The organism is Pseudomonas sp. AS2.8 (assembly GCF_014190935.1).
Taxonomy (GTDB): Bacteria; Pseudomonadota; Gammaproteobacteria; order Pseudomonadales; family Pseudomonadaceae; genus Chryseomonas.
This window is the reverse complement of the sequence record NZ_JACHVV010000002.1, coordinates 582,117-604,794: the sequence shown is the minus strand read 5'-3', so window position 1 is coordinate 604,794 and position 22,678 is coordinate 582,117. Positions and strand designations below refer to the sequence as shown.

The following is a 22,678-nucleotide window of genomic DNA, read 5'->3' as shown; positions in this document are numbered from 1 at the left end:
CAGTGTTAGCTGATCATGCAGGATTAAGCAAGATTACGCACAATCGTGCATTTCATGGCTGTATGTGCAGAGCTGGACGGCCATGCCTGATCCGAGCGGGTTGGCAGTCGCCTGGCATGGCGGTATGGGCGGGACGTGGTAGCTCTGCCTGCGGGGAGGGGAGAGGTGAAGGCCTGTGCAATCTGCGGGCGGAGCGGAGCTTCAGCACGCCGACAGGCTTGGGTGTCAGCTTTATACCTACGGCCTCTCCTGCAGCGGCAGCCTATGTCTGGTTTTTAGGCGCGGGCGGCTTTGAACAGGTCTCGCCGAGGCTTTTTGCGGGAGGCGTATTGATTTGGAGTCAGCCGGGCCTGGCAAACAAAATCCATATTGGAGGTGGGTAATAGAAAAGGGCGATCCGAGAGATCGCCCTTTTTGTGCCTGCCTGTTCTGCACGCGGTGATCCAGGCGGACTTGCTGGGTATCGGGTCGTTTAGCGGGGCGACCTTGCGATCGCCCTGTTTACCTCCCAATCCATCAGCTGCTCGGGGTAACGGTCTCGGTGAAGGAGCCTGCCGGCTGCAGCCCGTGCTTGTTCGCCGTGAAGTCCAGGGCCGTCGAGGCGTAGCGCACGCCATCCTGAACCTGCTTGAGCGTCAGGTTGGCCTCATAGAACTTGTCGCTGGCCAGCTGCTTGGCCGCCTGGTCGACGTCTGTCATGGTCTGCTTGAGCGGTGCCAGGGCAATGGCCGTATCGATATCCACATCGGCCAGGCGCAGGGTTTCCGCAGCACCCTTGGCGTCGCCATGTTTGAGTTTGTTATTGGCATCGGCCACGGCCTTAACTTTCTGCGGGCTGGCCATATAACTGTCCTGCACCACGGTATCGCCCCAGATGGGTAACCAAGAAGTTACGGTGGTACTGGTATCGGCCTTGCCTTGATTGTCCTTGACCTGTAATTCACTCGCGGCTTTTTTCAGCGCGGTATTATCCGACTGCGCAAGTTTGAGTGCCTGTTGGGCGTCCTTGACATGGGACACCGCTTGCTTAGTTTGCCCCTGGAAGAGTTCCAGGCGCGCTACGGAGATGTCGGTGAAGGCCCGTTGCCCCTGGGTGGACAGGGCCTGGAAGCTGCCCAGCTCGTTTGCCGAGGGGGCTTGGTTCGCGGCGATGGCCGCAGACGAGCAGGCGGCTACGATGGCGACGACCAGCATGCTCTTTGCCAGTGTGTTCTTGACGTTCATTTGCTGCCTCCAGCGGATATGCAATTGAAGTAAGGCTATCGCTCAGGTGCCAGAACCAAGTTCTGCAGTGCCTGGAATCGATACTCCGCCGTATCGCTTAACACTGGATTAATAAGAGCAGGGCTTTTCTTGAATGGCCGCTGAACACGTTTGCGTGGATAAATCCGGGTGAACTTGCCGTACCTGATCAAGGTACATATTTGATCAAGTCCGGCGTGAGTTTGTTTGGCGCGGTAGAACTTTCCGAAAGTCCGCGTCGGTCTTCTGCAGGGCTCCCGAGTAGGGGTGTGACCGCTTGCCTCGGTCGTGAGGCCCCGGGTTTTCACGTAGACTGGCGGACGATTTTTCTTGGGGCTTCGTTGCTTCGCCAGGCGCGAGCAGGCCCGTTACCGCGAGGAGCGAGTGATGACGCAGGGTGGTGAAGGCCGGCAGATCGGCAAGGGTGGTTGCCTGGGATTGATCCTGCTGTCGATCCTGTTCGCGGTCGTGATCTTCGGCTCCATCATCTACGTCTATCGCCACAATGCGACACCGGTCAGCCGCGCCAACGAGCAGCAGGCCATCGACCAGTGCCTGGCGCGGGCCAATGCCGCGGACACCTCGCCGGCGGATCGCCAGGCGCTGATGGAAAACTGCCAGGAAATGCAGAAGCAGTTCCTCAAGAAGTACCCCGACGCAGCCCGCTAGAGAGACGGCAGTCCCTTGCGAGGTTGCGCTAGGTCTCAGTTTCTGAAAGGATTTCCGTCCCAAACTTTCCAGTGATCCTTTCGCGTCGCCCGGAATGCCTTGCGGCCCTGCCACTGTGCGGCGGGATTTCCAGCGGTGCGGCTGCTTACTGGCCAATCCCACCATGTGGCCCTTGGTATGGGTCACCACTGAGTTGAGGAGGCGCCATGCCTGTCATTACTCTCCCAGACGGTAGCCAACGTCCATTCGACAAGCCCGTCACCGTAGCCGAAGTCGCCCAGTCCATTGGCGCAGGTCTTGCCAAGGCCACCATCGCCGGTCGCGTCGATGGTCAGCTGTGCGATGCCAGCGATGTCATCGAGCAGGATGCCAATCTGCAGATCATCACCGCCAAGGACGAGGCCGGTCTGGAGATCATCCGCCACTCCTGCGCCCACCTGGTGGGTCATGCGGTCAAGCAGCTGTTCCCGACCGCCAGGATGGTCATTGGCCCGGTGATCGATGAAGGCTTCTACTACGACATCGCCTTCGAGCGTCCCTTTACCCTCGATGACCTCTCGGCCATCGAGACGCGGATGCGCGAGCTGATCGACAAGGACTACGACGTCATCAAGAAGATGACGCCGCGCGCCGAAGTCATCGAGGTGTTCAAGGCCCGGGGTGAGGAGTACAAGCTGCGCCTGATCGACGACATGCCCGAGGAGCAGGCCATGGGCCTGTACTACCACGAGGAATATGTCGACATGTGCCGGGGCCCGCACGTGCCCAACACCCGCTTCCTCAAGGCGTTCAAGCTGACCAAGCTGTCCGGCGCCTACTGGCGTGGCGACGCCAAGAACGAACAGCTGCAGCGCATCTATGGCACCGCCTGGGCGGACAAGAAGCAGCTGGCGGCCTATATCCAGCGCATCGAGGAAGCCGAGAAGCGCGACCATCGCCGCATCGGCAAGCAACTCGATCTCTTCCACCTGCAGGAAGAAGCGCCCGGCATGGTGTTCTGGCACGCCAACGGCTGGACCGTCTACCAGGTGCTAGAGCAGTACATGCGCAAGGTCCAGCGCGAGCACGGCTACCAGGAGATCAAGACGCCCCAGGTGGTCGATCGCGTCCTGTGGGAGCGTTCGGGTCACTGGTCCAACTATGCCGAAGGCATGTTCACCACGGCCTCGGAAAGTCGTGACTTCGCGATCAAGCCGATGAATTGCCCCTGCCATGTGCAAGTGTTCAACCAGGGTCTGAAGTCCTACCGCGACCTGCCGCTGCGCCTGGCCGAGTTCGGTGCCTGCCACCGCAATGAGCCGTCCGGTGCCCTGCACGGCATCATGCGCGTGCGCGGCTTCACCCAGGATGACGCCCACATCTTCTGTACCGAGGAGCAGGTCAAGCAGGAAGCCGACAACTTCATCAAGCTGACCCTGCAGGTTTATGCCGACTTCGGTTTCACCGACGTGATCATGAAGCTCTCCACCCGGCCGGCCAAGCGCGTCGGTTCTGAAGAGCTGTGGGATCGCGCCGAGAAGGCCCTGGCCGATGCGCTGGATGCCTCGGGTCTGGACTGGGAATACCAGCCCGGCGAGGGCGCCTTCTATGGGCCGAAGATCGAATTCACCCTCAAGGACTGCCTGGGCCGCCAATGGCAATGCGGTACCTTGCAGTACGATCCGAACCTGCCGGAGCGCCTCGACGCCAGCTACATCTCCGAGGACAACAGCCGTCAGCGTCCGGTGATGCTGCACCGCGCCATCCTCGGTTCCTTCGAGCGGTTCATCGGCATGCTCATCGAGCACTATGCCGGTCTGTTCCCGGCGTGGCTCGCCCCGACCCAGGCGGTGGTGCTCAATATCACCGACAAGCAGGCCGATTTTGCCCAGCAGGTCGTCGGCGAATTGAACGCTGAGGGCTTCCGAGCGAAAGCCGACTTGAGAAACGAGAAGATCGGCTTTAAAATCCGCGAGCATACTTTGCTCAAGGTTCCCTATCTCCTGGTTATTGGAGACCGGGAGGTTGAGACACGATCCGTTGCCGTGCGTACCCGTGAAGGCGTAGACCTGGGCTCCATGCCCGTCGAGCGTTTCCGCGAGCTGCTCACGCAAGCGGTTTCCCGGCGTGGCCGGCAAGATTCGGAGTAATCACTATCAAGCAGCGTGACATGAGACAAGACAAGCGAGCCGCACCCCGGGCACCGATCAACGAAAATATCACCGCCCGGGAAGTTCGCCTTATTGGCGCCGATGGTCAGCAAGTAGGCATCGTCTCCATCCAGGAGGCCCTGCAGGCTGCTGAAGACGCCAAGCTGGATCTGGTGGAAATCACCGCCGACGCCGTACCCCCGGTCTGCCGGATCATGGACTACGGCAAGCACGTCTTCGAGAAGAAGAAGCAAGTCGCGGCGGCGAAGAAGAACCAGAAGCAGGCTCAGGTCAAAGAAATCAAGTTTCGTCCAGGGACGGAAGAAGGGGATTACCAGGTAAAACTACGCAACCTGGTACGTTTCCTAACCGAGGGGGACAAGGCCAAGGTCTCGTTGAGATTCCGCGGCCGGGAGATGGCCCACCAGGAGCTGGGCATGGAGCTGTTGAAGCGGGTCGAAGCTGACCTCGTCGAACACGGCGCCGTTGAGCAGCATCCTAAGATGGAAGGACGCCAACTCATCATGGTCATCGCCCCCAAGAAGAAAAAGTAACTACCAGGGCACTGGCAGGCCTTGCTGTTATGCGTAATCACTCAATGCGGAGTATCCGAACATGCCAAAGATGAAAACCAAAAGCGGCGCTGCGAAGCGCTTCGTGAAAACTGCTGGTGGCATCAAGCACAAGCACGCTTTCAAGAGCCACATTCTGACCAAGATGACCACCAAGCGTAAGCGTCAGCTGCGCGGTACGTCGCTGATGCATGCATCCGACGTCCAAAAGGTCGAGCGCATGCTGCGCCTTCGTTAATCCTGGTCAAGAATTTAGAGGAAGTTACTCATGGCTCGTGTTAAGCGTGGCGTCATCGCTCGTCGCCGTCACAAGAAAATCCTGAAGCTCGCCAAAGGCTACTACGGTGCCCGTTCGCGCGTCTTCCGCGTCGCTAAGCAAGCGGTAATCAAGGCAGGCCAATACGCCTACCGTGACCGCCGTCAGAAGAAGCGTCAGTTCCGCGCTCTGTGGATCGCTCGTATCAACGCTGGTGCTCGTATCAACGGTCTGTCCTACAGCCGTCTGATCGCCGGCCTGAAGAAAGCGGCCATCGAGATCGACCGCAAGGTACTGGCCGATCTGGCCGTGAACGAAAAAGCGGCGTTTGCTGCGATTGTCGAGAAAGCTAAAGCTTCGCTGGCTTAAGCCCCCCGGCAATCTCGCGCCTCTGGCGCGAAGCAACGTTATCAATAGGGGAAGAGCCTCATAGCTCTTCCCCTATTTTGTATCTGGAGTCCCTAGATGGAAAACCTGGATGCGCTGGTCTCCCAAGCACTGGAGGCCGTGCGGCACACCGAAGACACCAATGCCCTGGAACAGCTCCGGGTCAATTACCTGGGCAAGAAGGGTGAGCTGACCCAGATCATGAAGACCCTGGGCCACCTCACCGCGGAGGAGCGTCCCCAGGCCGGCGCGCTGATCAACGCCGCCAAGGAACGTGTCCAGGACGCAATCAACAGCCGCAAGGCGACGCTGGAGCAGGCCGCCCTGGCCGCTCGCCTCGCCGCGGAACGCATCGACGTGACCCTGCCCGGGCGCGGTCAGGTCTCGGGTGGTCTGCATCCGGTCACCCGCACCCTGGAGCGGATCGAGCGTCTGTTCGCCAACATCGGCTATGGCGTCGCCACCGGTCCCGAGATCGAAGACGACTACCACAACTTCGAAGCGCTCAACATCCCCGGCCACCACCCGGCGCGGGCGATGCACGACACCTTCTACTTCAACGCCAACATGCTGCTGCGCACCCACACCTCGCCGGTGCAGATCCGCACCATGGAAAGCCAGCAGCCGCCGATCCGCATCATCTGCCCGGGTCGTGTCTATCGCTGCGACAGCGATCAGACCCACTCGCCGATGTTCCATCAGGTCGAAGGCCTGGTGATCGACGAGGAAGTCAGCTTCGCCGATCTCAAGAGCACCCTGGTGACCTTCCTGCGCGAATTCTTCGAGGAAGAGCTGGAAGTCCGCTTCCGTCCCTCCTACTTCCCCTTCACCGAGCCGTCGGCCGAGGTGGACATCCGCCGCCCGAGTCGTGACGGCGAACCGGCTTCGCGCTGGCTCGAGGTGCTGGGCTGCGGCATGGTCCATCCCAATGTCCTGCGCATGGCCGGCATCGATCCGGAGAGGTACCAGGGCTTCGCCTTCGGCATGGGCGCCGAGCGCCTGGCCATGCTGCGCTACGGGGTCAACGACCTGCGCCTCTTCTTCGACAACGATCTGCGCTTCCTGGCGCAATTCCGCTAGCTGCCAGACGGGAGTCCTATGAAATTCAGTGAACAATGGCTGCGTAGCTGGGTGAACCCTGCGGCTACGCACGAGGATCTGGTTGCCCGGCTGTCCATGGCCGGCCTGGAAGTGGACGGCGTCGAAGCGGCGGCCGGCAGCTTTCAGGGCGTCATCGTCGGCGAGGTAGTTTCCGTCGAGCGCCATCCCGATGCCGACAAGCTCAATGTCTGCCAGGTCAGCAACGGTCAGGAATCCTTCCAGGTGGTCTGCGGCGCGCCCAATGTGCGCGCGGGCCTGAAGGTACCTTTCGCCACCGTCGGCGCCACCCTGCCGGGTGACTTCACCATCAAGAAGGCCAAGCTGCGCGGCGTGGAATCCCACGGCATGCTCTGCTCGGCCAGCGAACTGCAGATCAGCGACGACAACAGCGGCCTGCTGGAACTGCCGGCCGCTGCGCCGGTGGGCGAGAGCATCCGCAGCTACCTGCAACTGGACGACGCCATCATCGACGTCGACCTGACTCCGAACCGCGGCGACTGCCTGTCCATCGCCGGTCTGGCGCGGGAAGTGGGGGCCCTGTACAACGCCACGGTCGAGCCCCTGCAGGTCGAGGCCGTGGCGGCTACTCACCAGGAGACCCGTCCGGTCGAGGTGCTGGCTCCCCAGGCCTGCCCGCGCTACCTGGGTCGAGTGGTCAAGAACGTTGACCTGTCCCGTCCCACGCCGGATTGGATGGTCGAGCGCCTGCGCCGCAGTGGCGTGCGCAGCATCGACGCCGCCGTCGATGTCACCAACTACGTGATGCTCGAACTGGGTCAGCCCATGCATGCCTTCGATCTGGACCAGATCAAGGGTGGCATCCGCGTGCGTCTGGCCGATGCCGGCGAGCGCCTGGTGCTGCTGGATGGTCAGGACATCGAACTGCGCAACGACACCCTGGTGATCGCCGACCACGAACGCGCCCTGGCCATCGCCGGCGTCATGGGTGGCGAGCACAGCGGTGTCGCCGCCGGTACCCGTGACCTGTTCCTGGAAAGCGCCTTCTTCGACACCATCGCCGTGGCCGGCAAGGCCCGTTCCTATGGCTTGCATACCGATTCCTCCCACCGCTTCGAACGGGGCGTGGATTTCGAGCTGGCACGCAAGGCCATGGAGCGCGCAACCCGCCTGCTGCTGGACATCGTCGGCGGCGAACCGGGCCCGGTGATCGAGGCGGTCAGTGCCAAGCACCTGCCGCAGGTCGAGCCGATCCTGCTGCGCGCCGAGCGCATTGAGCGTGTCCTGGGTCTGACCCTAGATGACGCACAGGTTGAGCGTCTGCTCAGCGGTCTCGGCCTGGCCGTGGCCCGCCTGGAAGCCGGTCGTTGGCAGGTGGGCGTACCCAGCCACCGCTTCGACATCAGCATCGAAGTGGACCTGATCGAAGAACTGGCGCGCCTCTATGGCTACAACCAGCTGCCGATCCGCTTCCCTCAGGCCCGCCTGGCGCCGCAACCCCTGCCCGAGAGCAAGGGCGAGCTGAGCCAGCTGCGTCGCCTGCTGGTGGCCCGTGGTTATCAGGAAGCCATCACCTACAGCTTCATCGACGAAAAGACTTTCCGTCTGTTCGCCCCTGAGGCGCAGCCGGTGATGCTGGCCAATCCCATCTCCACCGATATGGCCGCCATGCGCTCGTCGCTGTGGCCCGGTCTGGTCAAGGCCGTGCAGTACAACCTCAACCGTCAGCAGGACCGCGTCCGGCTGTTCGAGTCGGGGCTGAGATTCGTCGGTCAGCTGGAAGGCCTGGTGCAGGAAAATGTCCTGGCCGGTGCGGTCTGCGGTTCACGTCTGCCGGAAAGCTGGTCCTCCGGGCGTGAGGCGGTGGACTTCTTTGACGTCAAGGCCGATGTGGAAGCACTGCTTGCCCAGTCGGGTGCGGGTTCTGACTTCCGCTTCGTCGCAGGCGAGCATCCGGCCTTGCACCCAGGGCAGGCTGCACTGATCGAAAGGGCAGGGCAGCCAGTGGGCTACCTGGGTGCCCTGCATCCGGAAGTGGCGCGCGAACTGGACGTGGATCGTCCGGTGGTCCTCTTCGAGCTGGCCCTGGATGCCCTGACCACCGGCAGCCTGCCGCGCTTTGGCGAGCTGTCGCGCTTCCCGGAAGTGCGTCGTGACCTGGCGCTGGTGGTGGACGAAACCGTAGCCGCAGGCGACCTCTTGGCCGACATCCGCGAAAACGCCGGAGAAGGCCTCAAGGAGCTGCGTCTGTTCGACGTCTACCAAGGCAAAGGCATTGATCCACATAGAAAAAGCGTCGCCATCGGCTTGACCTTGCAACATCCATCGCGCACATTAACCGATGAAGAAGTCAACGAAACGACGCAGAAAATCCTCGTTTCTCTGGAAAGAAGGTTCAACGCCACCTTAAGGAAATAGCGCATGGGGGCCCTGACGAAAGCTGAGATGGCCGAACGTCTGTTTGAAGAGCTCGGTCTGAACAAACGTGAAGCCAAGGAATTGGTCGAACTGTTCTTCGAAGAAATTCGTCATGCGCTCGAAAGCAACGAGCAGGTCAAGTTGTCCGGTTTCGGCAACTTCGACCTGCGCGACAAGCGCCAGCGCCCCGGACGCAATCCCAAGACAGGGGAGGAGATACCCATCACGGCGCGCCGTGTGGTGACCTTCCGCCCCGGGCAGAAACTCAAAGCCAGGGTCGAGGCCTATGCTGGAACCAAGTCATAACGACGAACTGCCGGTCATACCGGGCAAGCGCTACTTCACCATTGGTGAGGTGAGCGACCTTTGCCTGGTCAAGCCGCACGTGCTGCGCTACTGGGAACAGGAATTTCCCCAGCTGAACCCGGTGAAGCGTCGCGGCAACCGGCGCTACTACCAGCGTCACGACGTGCTGATGATCCGCCAGATCCGCTCGCTGCTGTACAACGAAGGCTTCACCATCGGCGGGGCGCGCCAGCGCCTCACCCAGGGCGACGAGACCCGTGACGAGGGTTCGCAGTACCACCAACTCATCCGCCAGATGATCAGCGAACTCGAAGAAGTCCTCGTCGTACTGAAGAAGTGAAAAAAAGCTTCCATTAATCAAAGTGTTGCAGTAAGATGCACGCCGTTCCCTAGAGGAACACAGTCGGGGCGTAGCGCAGCCTGGTAGCGCACTTGCATGGGGTGCAAGGGGTCGAGTGTTCGAATCACTCCGTCCCGACCAAATCTGAAAACCCGGTCACTGAAAAGTGGCCGGGTTTTTTTATGCTTGAATGATTTCAAAGCGCTTTTGAGGTATGGAGAGTAGTAGCCATTCTTGGCTAGCATCGGTTACCTGATGTGTCGCTTAGCTTCGCCCTCGGCCTTTAGTAAATCATGACCAATCAGACAGCCTTTTGTTACGTCTGCTAATATCCAATAGCGGTCAGCTTCACTGATTGAGGTGTTCACTAGTTTCTTTGCCTTTATAATTCTTGCGCGTAGCTAACTCGGTTTGATATGCGACATTATAGCCTGTTTTTTATTGTATTGGAGATGGGCTCATAAAATGGCTCGGTTCTTTGTTTTAATGGATAGTCTTGGGTAGATCTCGCGTCTCGCCCATAGAAAGAAATAAATAGGCAGCCTAAATCGGCATTGCTGAGGAAAATCTTAAGGGAAAACTTTCACAAATAAGAAGTGGAGGCAGATGATTCCGTCCGGACAGTGGTTGCTGATTAGGCTATAGGTTAAACCTAACTGGCACGATTGCTAACTAATTGACTCTGTGCTCAGGGATCTGATATGCATTTAATGATTTATTTATTTTATAGGCTGCGCGCCAAAAATGGCGCCGATTATTGCTTTTGAGAATATTGATAAAATACTTAAATTCTAATTATTAACTGCATTTTAATTGGTTAATTTTATGCAAGATTTGATTGAAGAAGAAGCCGCTCTCGCTTTGGAAGTGATGAATTGGGAGGCGTCCAGTTCTGAAAAAGGCCAGGTCTACACGCGCCCTGAAGTTGTTAGGTATATGTTGACCTGTTTAGGATTTAATGTTGTGTCAGATTTAAAGGATCTGACTATCCTTGAGCCATCATGTGGCGAGGGTGAGTTCACTACCGAGATTATAAGAAGACTAATTTCGCTTCCTTCGCAACGTCCATCTTTAGCTGACCTAAAAGATCGACTGTTTGCGATTGACTTGGTAAGCGCAAGTGTTGATATCGCTAAGCGAAAAGCTAGCCATGTTCTTCAGGATTACGGATATACTCTGTCAGAAATTAGCACTTTACTAGAAAACTGGTTTCATGTTGGTGATTTTCTACTTTCAAATTTTTCAAAAAGCTTTCGTTATATAGTGGGTAATCCTCCATATGTGAGAGTGGAGAACATTCCACGGAGGCTATTGGCAGAGTATCGGAAGCGATTTCTGACTATGACCGATAGAGCTGATCTCTATATTGCTTTTTATGAGCGTGCTTTATCGCTTTTAGAGCCGGAGGGAAGTCTTTCATTCATTTGTACAGATCGCTGGACAAAAAATACATATGGGCGTTCTCTTAGAGCATTGATTTCCGACTGTTATTCGCTTAAGTTATATGTAGATTTGTATGAGGTGGATGCGTTTGAAAGTAGCGTAATGACTTATCCGGCAATAACACAGATTTCGAGATCTAGCGAAAGCGAAACAATTTTAGTTCATAGTACCAAATTCGATCAGCGCGAATCTATGGAGATTTGGAATGCTGTTAGTGGACTGGAAACCAGTTTGGTAACGCGAAAAGGAGTCGTGAATAGTTATCAGCCTTGGCTATTAGGCGGGGCAGACGAAATCGAACTTGTCCGTAGAATCGAGCATGGCTTTCCGTCATTAGAGGCTGCTGGTTGCAATGTATACATAGGGGCGGCAACCGGCGCAAATAGCGTTTACATAGTGAATCGTGATGATGTGGATATTGAAGACTCGCGACTTCTACCATTGATTACCGCATCTGAGATAAAAAATGGAAAAATCGATTGGCGAAAAAGATATTTGATCAATACTTATAGTGAGCATGGGTTGGTGTCTTTGTCCGATTATCCAAAGATGGCTAAATATTTAAATGCTCATAAAGACAAGCTCAGTGCTAGGCATGTTGCAAAGATGGATAGGCGTAATTGGTATAAGACCATCGATCGAGTTTACGAAGAGCGCTTTAGGCGTCCTAAATTGCTAATTCCAGATATTAGTAGTGATCCCGTTGTGGTATATGACAGTGGGAGGTTCTACCCGAACAATTCTATATATTATCTATGCTCGGAAGAGTGGGATCTTCACGCTTTAAAGGTAATAATGTTGTCCTCTATAGCGAGGCTTTTTATTAACACCTATAGCACAAAGATTGCGAACGGTTATTTAAGGTTTCAGGCTCAGCATCTGCGTAAGATACGTATTCCTAGATGGAGTGATATAGATATGGCTGACCGCATTGAGTTGATTAGTGCTGGAGAAATGGATGAGAAGGAAAAGTACGATATGTTAGCTGCAAGGATTTATGGTCTGGATTTTAGTCAAATAGAAAGTGTGGGTAAGTAAAATGGCTTTGAATATGGATGGTTATAGAGAGCGCGTTGAAAAGGCAGTGCAGTCTTTCTGGAGAACTCGCCATGCTTCAGGTGTTCGTAGCGGAAAAACGCTTGATGAGTTTGTAAGTTTGCTGACATGGGTAGTTCATAGCAACGGTCTACCTAACGCGCGCATCGTGCATGGGAGCAATGCTAGAGTTCCAGGCTATTTTCGCCCAACAAAGAGCTGGGACTTGCTTATTATGAATGGAGAAATACTCGTTGCGGCAATTGAACTAAAATCTATAGCTGATTCTTTCGGGAAAAATTCCAATAACCGAGTAGAGGAGGCATTGGGAAGTGGTGTGGATCTCAAAGAAGCTTTTGCTGAAGATGTTTTTGAAGGACTGAATAGTGCATTTTCTGGGTACATTCTAGTGGTTGAAGAGTGTAGTAAGACGACTAGAAGTGTTAAGATACAAATGAAGAGCTTCAGGGCAATGACTGATTTTATGGAAAGGCCAGAGGAGAGAGATACAAAATATAAAAGAAACTCTAAAGGCGAATTTCCTAGTATAGATGGCGTATCTTATCTCAAAAGATTCGATTTGATGTGTAAGCATTTGATGAAGAAAAAACTTTACTCATCAGCATGCGTTATCAGTGCGCACAGAGAGCCTGGCGAAGGCGTAATTTATAGTGACATAAGTCCAGAGACTAGTATTATGTTCTTTCTTGCAGCTTTGGCAGGACATGCCCAAGTCATAGCCGCAACCGAAGCGCGTTGCTGACGTTTCTACAAATCATAAGAGTTAGCGCTATTCAGGTTCATTATGAAAATGAGTTAAAAGTTTTATCATGTTTGATGCGCACCGGGTTTTGCTCGGAAAATTACCCGTTAGGTAAAAGCACGAGAGTTCTTTTTAAGGCTATTGATTTCCGGTCATTGCCGCGTTGCAGCGTGGGAACAGGATCGAGACGTCGCTCTGCAGATTATATAGGTAGCAAGATGAGGCCTTAAGTGCCAGTAGATAGATGAGGCGCAATCGCGGTGGTCAGGACGCTTGGTTGTGCGTATCGGAAAACAATCAGGGCGAGTCCAAGTATAAGCTCGATAGCCTGGCTATCTATCCACGATTTTGTTTTTCCGTTCTTTAGAAACAAGTTTGGTGAAATCTACTGCGAAGGCTTAGTCCTAGCGCAGCACTATTCTGAAAAATGCTTTGCATAATACCCTCGCAACGCGTGAATAAAGTCTGTTGCCAACGGCGTCTGACCCGATCCCGCAGGGGCAACAACATAAACCGGAAACAACAGCTCGGGCTCGAAGCGATGGATGGTAATGCCCTTGTGCAAGAAATCCTGTGCAACGTTCGGACTCATGAGGGCGGCACCCATGCCGGTGGCAACCATCTCGCAGGTGATTGAGCTGTATTGGCCTTCCACAGCGAGCTTGCGTTCGACACCGGCCTGCTCGAAGACCCTGTCCATCTGCTCGCGGGTGCCGTCGCCATGGCAGAGGGATACGAAGTTCTCGCCGTGAAGATCCTGCGCTCTGATGACTTCTCGTGACGCTAGCCGGTGACCCGGTGGCAGGACGCAGACGGCGCGGAGTCGAGTGATCAGCAGCGTTTCCAGGGGCCCGGCGTCGCTGGGCTGGACCACCACGCCCAAATCGCAGAATTGAGATTGCACCCACTGCACCACAGTGGGCGAGGCGTTCATGTGCAGGGAGACGGTCAGCTCAGGGCGGGTCGCGACGAAATCCTTGATGACGTGGGGGATGAGCGTGAGGCCGGTCGAGGGTACTGCCGCGATACGCAGGCGGCCGGTTCCCAGGTTGCGGATGTTCTTGGCCGATTGCCGCAGGCTATCCAGCCCTACGTAAGCGCGCTCCACTTCCTGGAAGAAGGCGCTGCCTTCCTTCGTGGGTATCAGCCGTACCCCCGCGCGCTCGAACAGTTTGAGTCCGGTGCTCAGCTCCAGCTGTGCGATTAATCGGCTGACGTTGGGCTGCGAGGTGTGCAGGGCTTCGGCGGCCGCGGTCATTGAGCCTAGACGCATCACGCTGCGGAAGGCCTCGATCTGTCTGAGATTCAACAGAGCTCTCCATATCAAATATGAATACTTAACCCGTACCTTCGTATTTGACCCTATGGGTTTAGGCTGACAATACTCGGTCATAAGCCAAATGGCCCTATAAAAAGAAAGCGTTTCCGAATGGCGGTTACCGCGATGTCCTCGGAGGCGGATGCCTGGATCTTCCGGTCGTGTCCTCACGACATTCTCGATCTGCCGCAACGCAAAAAAGGGAGCATTGCCCGTGACCAGTCCGTATATCGCCCGTACCTCATCCATCTCCTTGCGTCAGGTTCTGTCCGCGCTGCTGTTGGCCGCAGCGGGCGCTGGCATGACGCTTCCCGCTCATGCCGAAACGACGCTCTACGTGGCCGGCGTCGGCGGTTCAACGGAGCAGATGTACAAGACCCGCGTCATTCCCGCCTTCGAGAAGGCGCATGGGGTCAAGGTCGTGTATGTGTCGGGCAACTCGACTGAAACGCTGGCCAAGCTGCAGGCGCAGAAGGGGCGGCAACAGATCAACGTCGCCATGATGGACGACGGCCCCATGTATCAGGCACTGCAGCTTGGCTTCTGCGAAAAGCTCACGGATGCGCCTGTCTACCAAGACCTGTATCCACTGGCGCGCCTGAGCCCCGAGGCGACGGCAGTGGGGATGGTTGCCACCGGGATCGGCTACAACGAAGACGCCTTCAAGAAGCGCGGTTGGGCGGCCCCGACGTCCTGGACTGACCTTGAAGATCCGAAGTATCAGCAACTACTGGGCATGCCGCCGATCACCAATACCTACGGGCTGCATTCGTTGATCGAGATGGCGCGGCTGAATGGCGGCGGCGAGAAAGATATCGATCCGGGCTTCGCGGTGTTCGAGAAGAAGATCGCGCCCAACGTGCTGGCCTGGGTCAGTGCGCCGGGCGAGATGGACGGGATGATGCAGAACGGTGATGTGGTCATGGCGGTGTATGGCAGTGGCCGTGCGGTGGCGCTGCAGAACACCGGCTTTCCGCTCAAGTTCATCTATCCGGAGGAGGGCGCCGTAGCGCTCCAGGTCGCCGCCTGCTCCGTCACGCCTAATGCGCAGTCCGAACTCTCCCAGCAATTCATTCAGTACGTGCTGTCACCGAAAATCCAGAAGATCCAGTCCGAAAGCAACGGCTTTGCGCCGGTGAATCGCACTGTGAAGCTGCCGCCGGAACTCGCTGCGCGTATGCCTTATGGCCAGGAAAAGGTCGACAGTCTCCTCAAGGTCGATTGGGACACCATCAACCAGAAGCGTTCCGAGTGGACGACGCGCTGGAACAGGACCATCGAGCGGTAGAGGGCGTGTCCACCAGACGGCGATGAAGTGACAGCGGGATTGCGAGTGGAGAGGAGGGTGGCTTCGGGCTATTCCTCCGCCCGATGTAGCAGCAGGTCCTGAGTCCATTTCACCATCGTCCGGTTCCACCTCGCTCAATGATCGAGCCGCCGGTTACCCCTTACTAACCGGTCGCTTCCACCTCCCTTGGACGAACAGCGATCACTCTCTCGTGATCGCCGGAGGCATGACCATGGCTTTCCTGATCCTCGACGGCCTCGTCAAAACCTATGGTGACTTCACCGCCATCGCCGGGCTCGACCTCGCGGTAGAGAAAGGCGAATTTCTGTCCCTGCTCGGCCCTTCGGGGTGCGGCAAGACCACGACCCTGCAGAGCGTTGCCGGCTTCGTGCAGCCCACCGCCGGACGCATCGTGCTGGACGGGCGAGACATCACCCATGTCCGCCCGGAAAAGCGCGGACTGGGGATGGTGTTCCAGAGCTATGCCCTGTTCCCCCACATGACCGTTGCCGAGAACGTCAGCTTCGGCCTGGAGATGCGCGGCGTACCACGCAGCAACAGGGCGGAGCGGGTAAAGTCGGCGCTCGATATGGTTCGGCTGCAGGGCCTGGGCGAGCGCCATCCCAAGGCCTTGTCCGGCGGGCAGCGTCAGCGGGTGGCCATCGCCCGGGCCCTGGCGATCCGGCCCAACCTGTTGCTGCTGGACGAGCCCATGTCGAACCTCGACGCCAAGTTGCGCGAGGACATGCACATCGAGTTGCGTGCCATCCAGCGCGACCTGGGTATCACCACCATCCTGGTCACCCACGACCAGGTGGAAGCGATGACCATGAGCGACCGCATCGCGGTGATGCACGGCGGGCGCATCGTGCAGATCGGTTCGCCGTTCGAGACCTATGAGCGGCCCCAGTCGCCCTTCGCCTCGAGCTTCCTGGGCAAGACCAATGCCTTCCCCGGGGCCGTCCAGACCCGCAAGCCGCGCTGCTACGAGGTCAAGGTCGACGGTCTGATGCTGCATATCCCTCATGAGGGGCATCAATTCGACGGCGATGTAAACGTCTACCTGCGTCCGGAAAAGATCCGCCTGACCGATCCTGCCGAAGCGCGCTTGCGTGGCACGGTGCGCATGCGGGTGTTCCTGGGCAACCTCTGGCTGATCGGTGTCGAGAGCCCCCTGGGGCCGGTGAATCTGACGCAACCGAACCTCGGCGCGCCGCCGCCGCTGGAAGGGGAGGAGGTGGGCCTGACCTGGCTGGACGATGACCTGCGCCTGCTCGGCCGGGAGGTGTCCCATGGCCACCTATGACGCCGAACGGGTCGGTAGCGCCCCCTGGCTGCTGACGGGTCCTGCGCTTCTCGTGTTCCTGACCCTGCTGGCGGCGCCCCTGGTGCTCACGGCCATGCTGTCGTTGAACCTGTTTAGCGACACCAAGGGCGTCATTTCCGTGTACTCGCTCGCCAACTACCTGGAGGTATTCGGCGACGATTATTTCCACGAGATCTTCTTGCGTACGGGCGGCATGGCGCTCGCGGTGACCGTCTGCGCGGTGCTCATCGGTGTGCCGGAGACGCTCATCATCGCCCGCATGCGGGCACCCTGGCGGTCGCTGTTCCTGCTGGTGGTACTCGGCCCGCTACTCATCTCGGTGGTGGTGCGCACCCTGGGGTGGGCCATCCTGCTGGGCAACAACGGGCTGATCAACCAGGCGTTGCAGGCGCTGGGCATCATCGATTTCCCGATCCGCATGATGTTCACCCAGTTCGGTGTGGTGCTGGCGCTGACCCATGTGCTGGTGCCCTTCATGGTGATCGCCGTCTGGGCCAGCCTGCAAAAGCTCGATCTGCAGGTGGAGCAGGCCGGCCTGTCGCTGGGCGCTTCGCGGATGACGACCTTCAGGCGGGTGGTGCTGCCGCAGATCGTGCCGGGAATCCTCTCGGGCTCGATCATCGTCTTCGCCCTGGCGGCCTCGGCCTTCGCCACTCCCGCGATCATCGGCGGCCGTCGCCTCAAGGTGGTCGCCACGGCCGCCTACGACGAATTCCTCGGTTCGCTGAACTGGCCGCTGGGCGCCGCCATCGCGGTACTGCTGCTGATCGCCAATTTGGTGATCGTAGTGGGCTGCAGCCGGCTGGCCGAGCGCCGTTTCAAACACGTCTTCGAGTGATCGCCATGTACCGGAACGGTTTCTTCTCCCTTGCGTTTCATGCGCTCTTCATCACCTTCATCGTGGCGCCGCTGGTGGTGGTGATGGCGGTGTCCTTTACCGGCGAAGGCTTCATTTCGCTGCCCTCCGGTGGCCTGTCGCTGCGCTGGTTTGAGGCGCTCTGGGCCAACCAGGAAATGGTCGATGCCTTCTGGCTGTCGCTCAAGCTGGGCCTGGTGTCGGCGACGGTCGCCACCCTGCTGGCGGTGCCTGCGGCGCTGGCGATTAGTCGTTACAACTTTCCCGGCCGCGGGGCGATTACTGGCTTTCTGATGTCGCCGCTGATGATTCCCTCAGTGGTGCTTGGGATCGCCTTCCTGCGCTTCTTTTCCCTCGCCCAGGTGGGCGGCTCGCTGTGGGCGCTGAGCATCACCCACGTCATCGTCGTGCTGCCCTATGCCTTGCGGCTGACCTTGGCATCCACCATCGGCCTGGAGCGCGATGCGGAGCATGCGGCGCTGTCCCTGGGCGCCAATCGGTTGCAGACCTTCTGGCGGGTGATCCTGCCGCGGATCCGCACCGGCGTGGTGGGTGGCTGGCTGCTCGCCTTCATCCAGAGTTTCGACGAGCTGACCATGACGGTCTTCGTCGCCACGCCTGGCACCACGACCTTGCCGGTCGCCATGTACAACCAGATCTCCCAGACCATCGATCCCCTGATCACGGCAGCCTCTACCGTGCTGATCCTGGGCACCCTGGCAGTGATGCTGCTGCTGGATCGGCTCGTCGGCCTGGATCGGGTGCTGATCGGAGAGAAGCAATGAACGACAGCAGCGTACCCACCTCGGCGGAGGTCATCGTGGTTGGCGGTGGACTGGTCGGCATGGCGGTCGCCTATGGCCTGGCGAAGGCCGGCACCAGGACGCTCGTACTCGATCAGGGCGATGATGCCTTCCGCGCTTCCCGGGGCAACTTCGGTCTGGTCTGGGTACAGGGCAAGGGATTCGATCGTCTCGAATATTCCCGCTGGACGCGGTCCTCGGCGCTGGCCTGGGCCGGGTTGGCCGAGGATCTGCTGGCGGAGACGGACGTGGATGTCCGCCTGAAGCAGCCCGGCGGCTTTCACATGTGCTTTTCCGATCAGGAATTGGCGGAGCGCCAGGCGCGGTTGGCGGGTATGCAAGCCGGTTTAGGCGATTACCCCTTCGAGATGCTGGATCAGGCGGATCTGCGGGCACGCCTGCCCGGTATTGGCCCGAAGGTCGTCGGGGCGAGCTACACGCCCATGGATGGTCACGTGAATCCGCTCAAGCTGCTGCGGGCCCTGCATGCGGGAGCGCAGCACCACGGGGCGACCGTACTGGGACGGATGCCGGTCGAGCGGATCGACTCCGCGCCTGGCGAATTCACTGTGGTTACTCCCGGTAAGCGCTTTACCGCGCCGCGCCTGGTGCTGGCGGCGGGCCTGGGCAATCGGCCGCTGGGGGAGCAGGTCGGACTGCATGCCCCGGTCGCGCCGAATCGCGGGCAGGTATTGGTCAGCGAGCGGGTTCGCCCCTTTTTGGACTACCCGACCATCAATGTGCGCCAGACCGACGAGGGCAGTGTGCAGCTTGGCGACTCGATGGAGGAGGTCGGCTTCAACGACCTCACCACCACCGACGTGCTCGCCAGGATCGCCCAGCGCGGCGTCAGCACCTTTCCGCTGCTGGCTGACGTGCGCCTGGTGCGCGCCTGGGGCGCCCTGCGCGTCATGAGCCCGGACGGCTATCCGATCTATCAGGAGTCCGCGTCGCACCCCGGTGCCTTCGTCGTCACCTGCCACAGCGGGGTGACCCTGGCCGCGGCGCACGCGACCCGGATCGCGCCCTGGGTACGGGGCGGTGAACAGCCGGAAGAGCTGGCGGTGTTCGCCGGCGAACGTTTTCTCACGGGGGAGGTGTTTTCCCATGCCCACTGATTCCTTGTTTCGCCGCATGGACGCCGAAGGCGGCCGTCTCATCACCCTGACCTTCGACGACCAGGCCTTCCAGGTACCGAGTGGCCTCACGGTTGCCGCCGCCTTGCTGCTCGCCGGCGTGCGTCAGTTCCGCACCTCGCCAGTGGGCGGTGAAGCCCGTGCGCCCTATTGCATGATGGGGGTGTGCTTCGAATGCCTGATCGAGATCGATGGGGTGCCGAGTCGCCAGAGTTGCTTGATCGAGGCGGCCGACGGCATGCGCATCCGTTCGCAGCAGGGCGCCCGGGAGCTGCCCTTCACCGCTGCCGAACCCGTGGTGATGGAGGTGCAGCCATGAATCTCGAACCTATAGACGTCGTCGTCATCGGTGCGGGCCCGGCCGGAATGGCCGGGGCGCGAACCCTGGCGGACCTGGGGCTTTCCGTCGTGCTGCTCGACGAGCAGGCCGCGGTCGGCGGGCAGATCTATCGCGGTATCGCCAGCGCCTCACCCGCGCGTCGCACGCTGCTCGGGCCGGATTATGCGGCTGGCGCCGACTTGGCGAATGCGGTGAAGAGCACGGCGGTGCGCCACGAAACGGGTGCGTCCGTCTGGCAGATCACCCGCGAGCGTCAGGTGCACTATCTCAAGAACGGACGGGTACGTTCCTTTGCCGCCAGATCCGTGCTGCTGGCGACCGGCGCCATGGAGCGGCCCTTTCCGATTCCCGGTTGGACCCTGCCCGGGGTGATGACCGCTGGGGCCGCGCAGATTCTGCTCAAGACCGCTGGCATCGGTCCGCAGGGACCGGTGGTGCTGGCCGGGTGCGGACCGCTGCTGTATCTGCTCGGCTGGCAATACCTGCGGGCGGGCATACCCATCGCTGCCCTGGTGGACACCAGTCGCCGTGAGGACTATTGGCGCGCCCGCGGCCACTTGCTGGCCGCGCTGCGGGCCTGGCCCTATCTGCGCAAGGGTGTCTCGCTGTTACGCGCTCTGCGCAAAGGCGAGGTCCCGCACTACACCGGTGCCGAGCAGCTACAGGTCGAGGGGAAAGGGCAGGCCCAGGCGCTCCGCTTCGTCGTCGACGGGAAGGCACAACGGGTGTCGGCTAACACCGTGCTGCTGCATCAGGGTGTGGTGCCGAACATCCAGTTCACCCAGGCGCTCAGGGCCCAGCATCGCTGGGATGATGCGCAACTGTGCTTCGTACCGGAAACCGATCAATGGGGAGCCCTCGATGTGCCCTTCATCTCGGTGGCCGGCGATGGCGCGAGCATCGGTGGAGCCCAGGCCGCGGCCTTGCAGGGGCGGCTTGCGGCGCTGGGACTGGCGCGTACCCTCGGCCAGATCACGCCGGCCCAGCGCGATGCCCAGGCTGCGCCCTTGCGCGCGGAGCTGGAGCGCAACCTGCGTATCCGCCCCTTCCTCGATGCCCTGTATCGCCCGCGCGAGGAGAACCGCATTCCCGCCCGGGACGACGTCACCATCTGTCGCTGCGAAGAGGTAACGGCGGGCGACGTCCGGCGCTTCGTCGAGCTGGGCTGCAGCGGGCCCAATCAGGCGAAATCCTTCGGACGCTGCGGCATGGGGCCCTGTCAGGGGCGCATGTGCGGACTGACCGTCACCGAGATCATCGCCAAGTCCCGAGGACTCACGCCCGACGAGGTGGGCTACTACCGCATTCGGCCACCGATCAAGCCCATCACCCTGGGAGAGCTCGCCAGTGGCTGACAGGACGGCGGACGTGATCGTCATCGGCGCCGGCCTGCATGGCTTGAGCACGGCCTGGCATCTTGCGCAGCGCGGCGTTCGGGTAATCGTGCTCGAAGCCGATTACGCCGGACGGCATGCCTCTGGGGTGAACGCCGGCGGGGTGCGGACGCTCGGCCGGCATCTTGCGGAAATTCCCCTGGCGCTGGCGTCGCGCGCGCTCTGGCACAACCTGCCGGAGCTGCTGGGAACCGATGCCAGTTTCGTCGCCAGCGGCCAGCTCAAGCTGGCCGAAACCGACGAGGAGCTGCAGGACTGTCGGGATCGAGTCGCCGAACTTCAGGCCCATGGCTTCACCCATGAGGTGCTCATCGATCGGGAAGAGGTTTTTGAACTCTTGCCGACGGTGGCGCCCCATGTGGTGGGGGGCATCTGGGTGGCAGACGATGGCTACGCGACGCCTTACCGTGTGGTGACGGCGGTTCGGCAGGCGGCGGAGCGCCTGGGTATGGTGCTGCACGAGCAGACGCCTGCGCTATCCATCACCCAGCGCGGCCCGCGCTGGCAGGTCGAAACGCGCAAGGGAAAGTTCGAGGCGGGCCAGCTGGTCGTGACGGCAGGTGCCTGGGCGGGGCGCCTGGCTGCCGAGGTGGGTGAGCCGGTACCCACCTATCCGCAAGGCCTGATGCTGATGGTGACCCACCGCGTGGCGCCCTTCTGCAAGCAGGTACTCGGCGCCACCGGTCGCGCCCTGTCCTTCAAGCAATTCAACAACGGCACAGTGGTCATTGGCGGCAAGCTGATCGGTGCCCTGGACTACGATGCCCGCCACGGCGAGGTCGATATCGCTCGTCTCGTGACCAGCGCCCAGACCGTGACGGATCTCTTTCCCCACCTCAGGCATCTGGGCATCAACCGCGCCTGGTCCGGTATCGAAGCCTTTACCGAAGACGATCTACCCGTCATCTCGAACAGCAGTCGCGCCAGTGGATTGACCTACTCGTTCGGTTACTGCGGCAGCGGTTTCCAGATGAGCTTCGGCACTGGCCAGCGCGTCGCGCAACTGGTGCTCGGCGAGTCGTCGCCGATCGATCTTACGGCTTTTGCCATCGATCGCTTCCACAAAGATTCCTCAACCCCCAGGCCACTCAAGGAGCCTATATGCAACCCATTACCCGTATCGAAACCAACCAGCGTATGAGCCGGGTCGTCCAGTACAAGGGCGGTATCACTTTCGTCGGCGGCCAGACCGCCAATGATCGCACCCAGGACATCAAGGGGCAGACTGCGCAGGTGCTGCAGAAGATCGACGACTACCTGGCCAAGGTCGGCCTGGACAAGACGCGCATCCTCAGCGCCCAGGTGTGGCTGTCGGACATCCAGGCCAACTTCGCCGGTATGAACGAGGTGTGGGACGCCTGGGCACCGGAAGGGGAGGCACCTGCACGGGCTACAGTTGAGTCCAAGCTGGCGGCGCCGGAATTGCTAGTCGAGATCGCTATCGTCGCAGCGGCGGAGTGAGATTTAGCGCAGCATCTCGATTTAGGCGAGACGCTGCGCCTAAAAAACGGACGTTTAGCGAGTTTTAGTCGAGCCTATGACTCCTGCCTTCGGAGTCCTAAAAGTCGACGTTTAGAAACAACACGTTAGCGGAATT

General features: G+C 59.4%; 22 protein-coding genes and 1 tRNA gene. 21 read left to right on the top strand and 2 right to left on the bottom strand.

What is annotated here, in order from left to right; genetic code table 11:
• Positions 1–516: 516 nt before the first annotated feature.
• On the bottom strand, positions 517–1,224 hold the full coding sequence (locus FHR73_RS09760; RefSeq protein WP_183630752.1) for a YfdX family protein: 708 nt from the start codon (positions 1,222–1,224) through the stop codon (positions 517–519).
• A gap of 405 nt (positions 1,225–1,629) precedes the next feature.
• Here FHR73_RS09760 and FHR73_RS09755 point away from each other — a divergent pair, with 405 nt between their 5' ends.
• The 12 genes from FHR73_RS09755 (at position 1,630) to FHR73_RS09700 (ending at position 12,619) form a co-directional block, all read left to right on the top strand.
• Complete coding sequence (locus FHR73_RS09755; protein ID WP_133859623.1) at positions 1,630–1,911, top strand: hypothetical protein; 282 nt, start codon at positions 1,630–1,632, stop codon at positions 1,909–1,911.
• A gap of 206 nt (positions 1,912–2,117) precedes the next feature.
• Positions 2,118–4,040, top strand: coding sequence for a threonine--tRNA ligase (thrS, locus tag FHR73_RS09750; protein WP_183630750.1), 1,923 nt, complete (start codon positions 2,118–2,120; stop codon positions 4,038–4,040).
• 20 nt (positions 4,041–4,060) lie between these two features.
• Positions 4,061–4,594, top strand: a complete 534-nt coding sequence (gene infC, locus FHR73_RS09745; RefSeq protein WP_017638835.1) for a translation initiation factor IF-3 — start codon at positions 4,061–4,063, stop codon at positions 4,592–4,594.
• Between the two features lie 61 nt (positions 4,595–4,655).
• Positions 4,656–4,850 carry a 50S ribosomal protein L35 gene (gene rpmI / locus FHR73_RS09740; RefSeq protein WP_007159200.1) on the top strand — a complete coding sequence of 65 codons (195 nt, stop codon included), beginning with the start codon at positions 4,656–4,658 and terminating at the stop codon, positions 4,848–4,850.
• 30 nt (positions 4,851–4,880) lie between these two features.
• Positions 4,881–5,237 carry a 50S ribosomal protein L20 gene (rplT, locus tag FHR73_RS09735; RefSeq protein WP_007159199.1) on the top strand — a complete coding sequence of 119 codons (357 nt, stop codon included), beginning with the start codon at positions 4,881–4,883 and terminating at the stop codon, positions 5,235–5,237.
• 96 nt (positions 5,238–5,333) lie between these two features.
• Entirely contained in the window at positions 5,334–6,335 is a 1,002-nt protein-coding gene (gene pheS / locus FHR73_RS09730; RefSeq protein ID WP_183630748.1) for a phenylalanine--tRNA ligase subunit alpha, read from the top strand.
• Positions 6,336–6,353: 18 nt separating this feature from the next.
• Positions 6,354–8,732, top strand: a complete 2,379-nt coding sequence (gene pheT / locus FHR73_RS09725) for a phenylalanine--tRNA ligase subunit beta (RefSeq protein WP_183630746.1) — start codon at positions 6,354–6,356, stop codon at positions 8,730–8,732.
• Positions 8,733–8,735: 3 nt separating this feature from the next.
• On the top strand, positions 8,736–9,038 hold the full coding sequence (ihfA, locus tag FHR73_RS09720; RefSeq protein ID WP_007159196.1) for an integration host factor subunit alpha: 303 nt from the start codon (positions 8,736–8,738) through the stop codon (positions 9,036–9,038).
• Positions 9,019–9,378 (top strand): MerR family transcriptional regulator, encoded by a 360-nt coding sequence (locus tag FHR73_RS09715; protein ID WP_007159195.1) that lies wholly within the window; start codon positions 9,019–9,021, stop codon positions 9,376–9,378. Before ihfA ends, FHR73_RS09715 begins: the two co-directional genes overlap by 20 nt.
• Positions 9,379–9,442: 64 nt before the next feature.
• Positions 9,443–9,519 (top strand) — tRNA-Pro (locus FHR73_RS09710).
• Positions 9,520–10,203: 684 nt separating this feature from the next.
• The gene (locus tag FHR73_RS09705; RefSeq protein WP_183630744.1) at positions 10,204–11,859 is read left to right on the top strand and encodes an Eco57I restriction-modification methylase domain-containing protein; all 1,656 of its coding nucleotides are present in this window, start codon (positions 10,204–10,206) and stop codon (positions 11,857–11,859) included.
• 1 nt (position 11,860) lies between these two features.
• The gene (locus FHR73_RS09700) at positions 11,861–12,619 is read left to right on the top strand and encodes a PaeR7I family type II restriction endonuclease (RefSeq protein ID WP_183630742.1); all 759 of its coding nucleotides are present in this window, start codon (positions 11,861–11,863) and stop codon (positions 12,617–12,619) included.
• 415 nt (positions 12,620–13,034) lie between these two features.
• Here the strand turns inward: FHR73_RS09700 and FHR73_RS09695 are convergent, their stop codons facing one another.
• Positions 13,035–13,928 (bottom strand): LysR substrate-binding domain-containing protein, encoded by an 894-nt coding sequence (locus tag FHR73_RS09695; protein WP_183630740.1) that lies wholly within the window; start codon positions 13,926–13,928, stop codon positions 13,035–13,037.
• Positions 13,929–14,151: 223 nt separating this feature from the next.
• Here FHR73_RS09695 and FHR73_RS09690 point away from each other — a divergent pair, with 223 nt between their 5' ends.
• The 9 genes from FHR73_RS09690 to FHR73_RS09650 all read left to right on the top strand — a co-directional run bounded on the left by FHR73_RS09690 (position 14,152) and on the right by FHR73_RS09650 (position 22,542).
• Positions 14,152–15,225, top strand: coding sequence for an ABC transporter substrate-binding protein (locus FHR73_RS09690; protein WP_311629534.1), 1,074 nt, complete (start codon positions 14,152–14,154; stop codon positions 15,223–15,225).
• Positions 15,226–15,457: 232 nt separating this feature from the next.
• Positions 15,458–16,531: an ABC transporter ATP-binding protein gene (locus FHR73_RS09685; RefSeq protein ID WP_183630736.1), complete on the top strand. Its 1,074-nt coding sequence runs from the start codon at positions 15,458–15,460 to the stop codon at positions 16,529–16,531.
• Positions 16,518–17,390 carry an ABC transporter permease gene (locus tag FHR73_RS09680; RefSeq protein WP_183630734.1) on the top strand — a complete coding sequence of 291 codons (873 nt, stop codon included), beginning with the start codon at positions 16,518–16,520 and terminating at the stop codon, positions 17,388–17,390. The genes FHR73_RS09685 and FHR73_RS09680 overlap by 14 nt, the downstream gene beginning before the upstream one ends.
• Before the next feature lie 5 nt (positions 17,391–17,395).
• Positions 17,396–18,193, top strand: coding sequence for an ABC transporter permease (locus tag FHR73_RS09675; RefSeq protein WP_183630732.1), 798 nt, complete (start codon positions 17,396–17,398; stop codon positions 18,191–18,193).
• On the top strand, positions 18,190–19,329 hold the full coding sequence (locus tag FHR73_RS09670; protein WP_183630730.1) for an FAD-binding oxidoreductase: 1,140 nt from the start codon (positions 18,190–18,192) through the stop codon (positions 19,327–19,329). Before FHR73_RS09675 ends, FHR73_RS09670 begins: the two co-directional genes overlap by 4 nt.
• A complete protein-coding gene (locus FHR73_RS09665) occupies positions 19,319–19,666 on the top strand; it encodes a (2Fe-2S)-binding protein (protein WP_183630727.1) in 348 nt (115 codons plus the stop codon). Before FHR73_RS09670 ends, FHR73_RS09665 begins: the two co-directional genes overlap by 11 nt.
• Positions 19,663–21,042 carry an NAD(P)/FAD-dependent oxidoreductase gene (locus FHR73_RS09660; protein WP_183630725.1) on the top strand — a complete coding sequence of 460 codons (1,380 nt, stop codon included), beginning with the start codon at positions 19,663–19,665 and terminating at the stop codon, positions 21,040–21,042. The genes FHR73_RS09665 and FHR73_RS09660 overlap by 4 nt, the downstream gene beginning before the upstream one ends.
• 13 nt (positions 21,043–21,055) lie before the next feature.
• Positions 21,056–22,222, top strand: coding sequence for an FAD-binding oxidoreductase (locus tag FHR73_RS09655; protein ID WP_311629530.1), 1,167 nt, complete (start codon positions 21,056–21,058; stop codon positions 22,220–22,222).
• Positions 22,183–22,542 carry a RidA family protein gene (locus tag FHR73_RS09650; protein WP_133859603.1) on the top strand — a complete coding sequence of 120 codons (360 nt, stop codon included), beginning with the start codon at positions 22,183–22,185 and terminating at the stop codon, positions 22,540–22,542. The genes FHR73_RS09655 and FHR73_RS09650 overlap by 40 nt, the downstream gene beginning before the upstream one ends.
• Positions 22,543–22,678: the final 136 nt, after the last annotated feature.

Excerpts from the sequence above, each read along its gene's own strand:
- rpmI (WP_007159200.1), top strand. The coding sequence starts at position 4,656 with ATGCCAAAGATGAAAACCAAAAGCGGCGCTGCGAAGCGCTTCGTGAAA.
- FHR73_RS09700 (WP_183630742.1), top strand. The coding sequence starts at position 11,861 with ATGGCTTTGAATATGGATGGTTATAGAGAGCGCGTTGAAAAGGCAGTG.
- FHR73_RS09760 (WP_183630752.1), bottom strand. The coding sequence starts at position 1,224 with ATGAACGTCAAGAACACACTGGCAAAGAGCATGCTGGTCGTCGCCATC.
- FHR73_RS09670 (WP_183630730.1), top strand. The coding sequence starts at position 18,190 with ATGAACGACAGCAGCGTACCCACCTCGGCGGAGGTCATCGTGGTTGGC.
- pheT (WP_183630746.1), top strand. The coding sequence starts at position 6,354 with ATGAAATTCAGTGAACAATGGCTGCGTAGCTGGGTGAACCCTGCGGCT.
- FHR73_RS09675 (WP_183630732.1), top strand. The coding sequence starts at position 17,396 with ATGTACCGGAACGGTTTCTTCTCCCTTGCGTTTCATGCGCTCTTCATC.
- FHR73_RS09755 (WP_133859623.1), top strand. The coding sequence starts at position 1,630 with ATGACGCAGGGTGGTGAAGGCCGGCAGATCGGCAAGGGTGGTTGCCTG.
- FHR73_RS09665 (WP_183630727.1), top strand. The coding sequence starts at position 19,319 with ATGCCCACTGATTCCTTGTTTCGCCGCATGGACGCCGAAGGCGGCCGT.
- ihfA (WP_007159196.1), top strand. The coding sequence starts at position 8,736 with ATGGGGGCCCTGACGAAAGCTGAGATGGCCGAACGTCTGTTTGAAGAG.
- FHR73_RS09705 (WP_183630744.1), top strand. The coding sequence starts at position 10,204 with ATGCAAGATTTGATTGAAGAAGAAGCCGCTCTCGCTTTGGAAGTGATG.
- infC (WP_017638835.1), top strand. The coding sequence starts at position 4,061 with ATGAGACAAGACAAGCGAGCCGCACCCCGGGCACCGATCAACGAAAAT.
- FHR73_RS09685 (WP_183630736.1), top strand. The coding sequence starts at position 15,458 with ATGGCTTTCCTGATCCTCGACGGCCTCGTCAAAACCTATGGTGACTTC.
- rplT (WP_007159199.1), top strand. The coding sequence starts at position 4,881 with ATGGCTCGTGTTAAGCGTGGCGTCATCGCTCGTCGCCGTCACAAGAAA.
- FHR73_RS09660 (WP_183630725.1), top strand. The coding sequence starts at position 19,663 with ATGAATCTCGAACCTATAGACGTCGTCGTCATCGGTGCGGGCCCGGCC.
- pheS (WP_183630748.1), top strand. The coding sequence starts at position 5,334 with ATGGAAAACCTGGATGCGCTGGTCTCCCAAGCACTGGAGGCCGTGCGG.
- thrS (WP_183630750.1), top strand. The coding sequence starts at position 2,118 with ATGCCTGTCATTACTCTCCCAGACGGTAGCCAACGTCCATTCGACAAG.
- FHR73_RS09680 (WP_183630734.1), top strand. The coding sequence starts at position 16,518 with ATGGCCACCTATGACGCCGAACGGGTCGGTAGCGCCCCCTGGCTGCTG.
- FHR73_RS09715 (WP_007159195.1), top strand. The coding sequence starts at position 9,019 with ATGCTGGAACCAAGTCATAACGACGAACTGCCGGTCATACCGGGCAAG.
- FHR73_RS09650 (WP_133859603.1), top strand. The coding sequence starts at position 22,183 with ATGCAACCCATTACCCGTATCGAAACCAACCAGCGTATGAGCCGGGTC.